The following is a 6,581-nucleotide window of genomic DNA, read 5'->3' as shown; positions in this document are numbered from 1 at the left end:
TCAAGAAGAATCCATCCTTTTACTTTTTCCAGATGCTATTGATAAAAAAAGCAGAGAGATATTATTCGTTAGAGAAACGAACGAACACATAGCAATCTGGGAAGGAGCGAAGTTAGATAAGGATCAGGCAACTGCCGTTTCAGGGATAGAATCTGTACATTGGTTAACAGATTTTGACAAGGTATTTTTTGGTCTAATGACTGAAGCTGAGTGTATTTATTTTAATACCAACGAGCATTATAGACAGTCAGTAGAGACTCAAACCAGGGAGGACCGTTTTATTTTAAAATGCAAAAATGATTTTCCAGCGCACGGTGTTGCTAAGAGCAATCCCATTTTACAACAGATAAGAGGAGTAAAGGAACCTGAGGAAATTGAATTAATCCAGAAAGCCTGCAATATAACTGAAAAAGGTTACCGCCGCATATTGAAATTTTTGAAACCAGGTATTTGGGAATATGAATTGGAAGCCGAATATCTACACGAATTTATTCGTAATCGCTCAAAAGGATTTGCGTATACACCAATAATAGCCTCGGGGAATAATGCTAACGTTTTGCATTACATAGAAAATAACAACCAATGTAAAGATGGCGACTTAATCCTGATGGATGTAGGAGCAGAATATGCAAATTATTCAAGTGACATGACCCGGACCGTTCCGGTAAATGGTAAATTTACCGAAAGGCAGCGCCAGGTTTACGAAGCGGTACTTCGGGTTAAAAATGAAGCTACTAATATGTTGGTGCCTGGAACTTTATGGGCGGAGTATCATATAGAGGTGGGCAAAGTAATGACTTCTGAACTTATTGGCTTAGGATTACTTGATAAAGCTGATGTTCAAAATGAGAATAAGGACTGGCCTGCCTATAAAAAATACTTTATGCACGGCACGAGTCACCATATGGGATTAGACACCCATGATTATGGAGCACTAAAAACACCTATGAAGCCGAACATGGTCTTTACTGTAGAGCCAGGGATTTATATTCCAGATGAGAAGATGGGTATCCGCTTGGAAGATGATGTAGTTATTAAGGAAAAAGGGACTCCATTTAATCTAATGCAAAATATCCCAATTGAAGTTGATGAGATTGAAGACCTCATGAATAAGTAAAGCAAAAGGATAACTCCGGATTTTCTTTTAAAAGCAGGGGTAATTTGCACTAAAACTAAAACCCTTCAGTTTTCGATGATCCTCTATTACTTATGTTCGTAAAAATAAAGACAGCCAAAGCGGGTAATACCCATCCCATACTTAATTTGCTAAGGGGAATCCATCTTGTAAAAGATTCTATGTCACCGCTTAAACCAATACTTCCTAAAAAATCGGGGATACTAAAAATAATAGTCGTGAATACAACGGCTTTGAAAACTTTTGGGGAACCAAATTTTTCCGGAATCACATTGAGTAAGATTAAAACAATTGTAACAGGATAAACAAACATTAGAATTGGCAATGCAACGGCGATGATGTAACCTACATTAAATTGCCCCATTAACACTCCAAGTAAAGAACTGATAAGAGCAGTAACCAAATATGCATTTTTTGATTTTGGCAAACGCGATTTTACAAAATCTGCCGTACCTGCTACAATTCCTACTGCAGTGGTAAAACAAGCCAGGCTTACTAATATGCCTAAAAATAAATTCGCATTTGAACCAAGGGTTATTTTACTTATCCCGGTAATAAGTGAAGTACGCGTAACCTCTGCATCAAATTGTCCATGCATGACCGCGCCGGTAAAAATTAATCCGGCATATATCATTATTAAACCAAATCCCGCCAGCCAACCAGCCCTGCCGATTAATGCTTTTTTACGCTCATAAGAAGCTTCTTGATGACTTAAGTTAATTGAAGTTATAATAACGCCGCCCACGACAATGGCGCCTATGGCATCAAAGGTTTGATAACCTTCCAAAACTCCTTCTGTAACAGGATTGATAAAAGTATTTGTTCCAAAATCAAGTTCGAAAGAAAATAGTGTTATTCCCATAATAGATAAAAGGATAAGAATAATTGCCGGGGTTAAATATTTCCCTATGATGTCCAATATTTTTGTACGGTTCATTACAAAAATGAATACTAAAATAAAATAGACAATACTTGTACTGAATGCGGAATTATGAAGTAAAGGTGCAATACCCATTTCGTGAGTAACGGATGCCGTTCTTGGTGATGGGAGTGAAATTGAAACACCATAAATAATAAAGCAAAAAATAAGGCTGAAGGAAGATGACACCTTAGATGCAAAATCAAACATTGTTCCCTGTAGTTTGGCATGACCAAGGATTCCCAAGATTGGGATTAAAACGGCTGAAATAGCAAAACCAAGAGCAACTAACCACCAAAGTTCCCCGGCCTTAAACCCAAGTTGAGGAGGTAAAATAAGATTTCCTGCACCAAAGAAAAGTGAGAAAAGCGCAAAAGCTGTTACCAGCGTTTCCTTTATTCTAATCATAGGATTTATTAAACGTGAAAGATAAATGAAAAAAGGACTAATTCTAAAACAAAATTCATCCCCGTAAAGCTACAATTGGTCGTAAAAAGAGACGTTCATCGAAAAAAGCATAAAATTCAGAGGGGCCACTCAATAAAATGCAAGGTAGATGCGTTCTGAATTTAAGTTATTTGAAATTAAAGTCTCATTTACTTTTACTGAAAGTTTATTATTGCATATTAAGGATTCCCAAACCCTACCAATGCAGACCTAAAACCTACATTATGAAAAAAATATTTTGTAATATTTTTGGCCACCACTATTCTGTATCCAAGAAGGTAACCTTGCACATAAAGGAATATAAGTGTGTTCACTGTGGCAAAGAAGTCACAACAGACGTAAGCGGAAATCTTTCCGTTTTAACACCTGAACTTCAGGAGATCAATGATACCTTAGAAGACTTATACCAAAAAAGACATAGGACTACCCAACAAGTAGCTTAATTATGCTTTGGCAAATGAATTCCAACCCTGAGCGGTAAGTGGAATTTTAGAATTATTCCTGGATATTAAGTGTGCGCCTTCATTCTTATCTGTTATGTGCCCCACAACAGTAAAGTTAGGATTGCCCTTTAATTCCGGGAATTTTTTTTGATCAATAGTGAACAATAACTCATAATCCTCACCTCCACTTAAAGCAACTAGAGTGCTATCCAGTTTAAATTCTTCACATGCTGAAATGACCGTGGGGTCTAAAGGAATTTTATCTTCATAAAGATTGCAACCCACATCACTCTGTTTACATAAATGAAGTATTTCGGAAGAAAGACCATCGCTAATATCAATCATTGAAGTAGGTTGAATATGCAGTTTTTTTAATAATTCCACTATATCTTTTCTGGCCTCAGGCTTTAATTGGCGTTCAATGATATAGCTATATGCCGACAGATCCGGCTGATTATTTGGATTAACCTTAAATACTTCTTTTTCGCGTTTTAAAACTTGCAACCCCATATATGCGGCTCCCAGGTCACCACTAACCACGAGGAGATCATTTGGTTTTGCTTCGCTCCTGTAAACGATGTCTTCTTTGGCAGCCTCTCCTATAGCGGTTATACTTATGATCATCCCTGTAGTGGAAGAGGTAGTATCTCCTCCAACCAGATCTATATTGTAAAGCTCACAGGCCAGTGCGATACCCTTATAGAATTCTTCTAAAGCTTCTAAAGGAAATCGATTGGAGACTGCAACAGAAACAGTAATCTGAGTAGCCATTGCATTCATCGCATAAATATCAGATAAATTAGCCATTACAGCTTTATATCCCAAGTGTTTTAGCGGCATATAGCTGAGATCAAAATGTATCCCTTCAATCAACAAGTCTGTAGAGACAAGTGTCTTTTTATCCTTAAAGTCAAGCACGGCGGCATCATCACCAATACCCTTGATGGTGGATTTATGTTGCAATTTAAAGCTCTGGGTCAGATGATCTATTAATCCAAATTCACCCAATTGTTCTAGTGAGGTTTTCTCCTGGTTTTTGTCTTCAAGCATGGTGCAAAAATAAGTGGATGGGAATAATATATTATCTTTATAGCGAAAAAGAATTATTATTTTTTGCCCCATGAAAAAAACATTCCTGCTTTTCTTATGCCTGCTATTTCTGGCAGGTTGCTCCGATAGTGATGATTCTCCAGCTGATGATGACATTATTGAAAATCCTCAAAGCGGCTTTTTACCTTGCGAAAATGGTATGGCAGGCATTTATCCCTGTAATGGTTATGACTTATTAGGACAAATTAATTTGACCCAATTCAGTGCTTCTTCAGCAAATGATATCTGGGGGTGGACAGACACCTCTACGGGGAAGGAATATGCCTTGGTGGGTTTGAACAATGGAACCGGCTTTGTTGATATAACGGATACTGAAGAATTGATTTATCTTGGAAAATTACCTTCAGCAACAACATCCAGCTCCTGGAGAGACATAAAAGTTTACCAGGATCATGCATTTATTGTGTCTGAGGCCGGCGGCCATGGGATGCAGGTTTTTAATTTAACCAAATTAAGGAATGTGGCGAATGCCCCGGAAACTTTTGAGGCAGATACCCGCTATACTGGTTTTGGAAGCGCACACAATATTGTCATTAATGAAGGTAGCGGATATGCATATGCAGTGGGTACGGCAAGAAATGATTTATACAATGGGGGTGCCCATTTCATTGATATTCAGGACCCCAAAAATCCAATCGCTGCAGGAGGTTATGGCGCCAACGGTTATTCTCATGATGCACAAGTTGTTACCTATAACGGTCCTGACATTGATTACAATGGTCAGGAAATTTTTATTGGGGCGAATGAAAATCAAATGACTATCGTAGATATCACAGACAAGGACAATCCGTCAGAAATCAGTACTATTCAATACGCTAATTTAGGATATACCCATCAGGGGTGGTTTTCTGAAGACCAGCGCTATTTTATTTTGGGAGATGAATTGGATGAGATCAACTTTGGTTTTAATTCCCGGACCTTGGTCTTCGATCTTTCGGATCTTGATAACCCGGTTTTACATTATACATATTTGGGAAATACAGCGGCTATTGACCACAACGGTTATGTAAAAGGGGACTCTTTTTATCTCGCTAATTATACTGCAGGGGTCCGAATTCTTGATATTTCAGGCATAGACGGGCAAAGTATCGTTGAAGAAGGTTTTTTTGATACGTATCCGTCCAATAATACCGCCGCCTTTGAAGGCGTATGGAGTATATACACGTACTTTGAAAGTGAAAAGATTATTGTGAATGATATCAATTCCGGCCTCTTTGTTATTAAAAAGTCAAATTAGAATAATTGTGAAAAACATTTTAATCTTAGTTATAGCGCTGTTTTTCTTTTCATGTTCAGATGACGATTCTGTAATTCCGGACAACGGCTATGATGAAGCCTTATTTTTAGGAGAAATTGATTGGGTAAAGAGTTTCGGTGGTACTGACGAAGAAACGGCACAATCAGTAATTCATACGAACGATGGCGGTTATGCAGTTCTTGGGTATTCAAAAAGCACCGATGGAGATCTTGAGGGTAAATCTATTCCCGTAAATGACTATTGGGTTTTGAAGTTAGATGAGGAAGGGAATGTAGACTGGAGCAAAACGTACGGGGGTAGCAAGGATGACAGGGGCCAGGCGATAATCCAGACATCAGATGGTGGTTATGCTGTTACAGGCTATGCCATGAGTGATGATGGCAATGGAAGTAACAATGAGGGATTCCATGATAACTGGATTTTAAAACTGGATCAATTAGGGGCTATTGAATGGGAAAAAAGTTTTGGGTTTTCGGGTCATGATCATTCATATGATATATTACAAACTGCTGATGGAGGATTTTTCTTCGCAGGATTTTTGGATATTACAGCCGCCCTTGACGATGGAACTTATTACAAAGGCAATTTTCTTACCAGACATGGTGTGGGCGAATTTTGGGGAACTAAAATAGATGCCAATGGCAATTTAGAATGGAGGAGTTACTACGGAGGCACAAACAATGACAGGGCTCATGCGGTTATTGAAGCGGACGATGGCAGCTTTGTGATGGCAGGGTTTTCTGAAAGTGAGGATTATGATATTTCGAATACCAAAGGCAGCTACGACTTTTGGGTAATTAAATTAACAGCTACGGGGGAATTGTTATGGGAGCGTTCCTTTGGCGGTTCCGGTATTGAAATTGCTTATGATATTGCCAAAACCGATGATGGCGCTTATGTGGTTACCGGGAATACTTTTAGCACTGATAAGGATATTTCAATGAATCACGGCGAATCTGATATATGGCTAATTAAAATAGATGATAATGGTAAGCTGTTATGGGAAAAGACCTTTGGAGGTTCACAGTTTGACGCCGCACAGGGGTTAAGCACTGCGTATGATGGCGGATTTATAATTACCGGAAATTCAAAAAGCATTGATGGCGACGCTAAAGAAAATCAAGGAGAAAACGACATTTGGGTAATAAAAACAGATTCCGATGGAAATTTGATCTGGCAGGGGACTTTTGGAGGATCAAATTTGGATTATGGTTTTGATGCAGTTGAGAATCTTGATAAGAGTATACTTTTGGTTGGTGAAAGTTCCAG

At 38.4% G+C, this 6,581-nt stretch carries 6 protein-coding genes; 4 read left to right on the top strand and 2 right to left on the bottom strand.

The features are described from left to right. Positions 1 to 1,117, top strand: a 1,117-nt coding sequence (locus WBM60_RS04665) for an aminopeptidase P family protein (protein WP_424282803.1), incomplete at its 5' end; no start/stop codon positions are given. 55 nt (positions 1,118 to 1,172) lie between these two features. Here the strand turns inward: WBM60_RS04665 and brnQ are convergent. Next, a complete protein-coding gene (gene brnQ, locus WBM60_RS04660) occupies positions 1,173 to 2,462 on the bottom strand; it encodes a branched-chain amino acid transport system II carrier protein (RefSeq protein ID WP_424263468.1) in 1,290 nt (429 codons plus the stop codon). A gap of 263 nt (positions 2,463 to 2,725) precedes the next feature. On the opposite strand from brnQ, the gene WBM60_RS04655 reads away from it, so the two are divergent. Next, positions 2,726 to 2,944 (top strand): hypothetical protein, encoded by a 219-nt coding sequence (locus WBM60_RS04655; RefSeq protein ID WP_297796787.1) that lies wholly within the window; start codon positions 2,726 to 2,728, stop codon positions 2,942 to 2,944. Here WBM60_RS04655 and thiL read toward each other — a convergent pair whose 3' ends face one another. After that, positions 2,945 to 3,994 (bottom strand): thiamine-phosphate kinase, encoded by a 1,050-nt coding sequence (gene thiL / locus WBM60_RS04650; RefSeq protein ID WP_424263466.1) that lies wholly within the window; start codon positions 3,992 to 3,994, stop codon positions 2,945 to 2,947. It lies immediately after the preceding gene. A gap of 70 nt (positions 3,995 to 4,064) precedes the next feature. Between thiL and WBM60_RS04645 the strand changes: the two genes are divergently transcribed. Together WBM60_RS04645 and WBM60_RS04640 are read left to right on the top strand one after the other, a co-directional pair. Next, positions 4,065 to 5,291, top strand: a complete 1,227-nt coding sequence (locus WBM60_RS04645; protein WP_424263464.1) for a choice-of-anchor B family protein — start codon at positions 4,065 to 4,067, stop codon at positions 5,289 to 5,291. A 7-nt stretch (positions 5,292 to 5,298) separates the two neighbouring features. After that, positions 5,299 to 6,581, top strand: a 1,283-nt coding sequence (locus tag WBM60_RS04640) for a hypothetical protein (RefSeq protein ID WP_424282802.1), incomplete at its 3' end; no start/stop codon positions are given.

Source organism: Eudoraea sp. (genome assembly GCF_049669105.1).
Taxonomy (GTDB): Bacteria; Bacteroidota; Bacteroidia; order Flavobacteriales; family Flavobacteriaceae; genus Eudoraea.
Note: the sequence above shows the minus strand (reverse complement) of the source record. Positions and strands in the feature narration are given on the sequence as shown.

Bases quoted from the DNA above. Each gene is read 5' to 3' on its own strand.
- brnQ (WP_424263468.1), bottom strand. From the start codon at position 2,462: ATGATTAGAATAAAGGAAACGCTGGTAACAGCTTTTGCGCTTTTCTCA.
- WBM60_RS04655 (WP_297796787.1), top strand. From the start codon at position 2,726: ATGAAAAAAATATTTTGTAATATTTTTGGCCACCACTATTCTGTATCC.
- thiL (WP_424263466.1), bottom strand. From the start codon at position 3,994: ATGCTTGAAGACAAAAACCAGGAGAAAACCTCACTAGAACAATTGGGT.
- WBM60_RS04645 (WP_424263464.1), top strand. From the start codon at position 4,065: ATGAAAAAAACATTCCTGCTTTTCTTATGCCTGCTATTTCTGGCAGGT.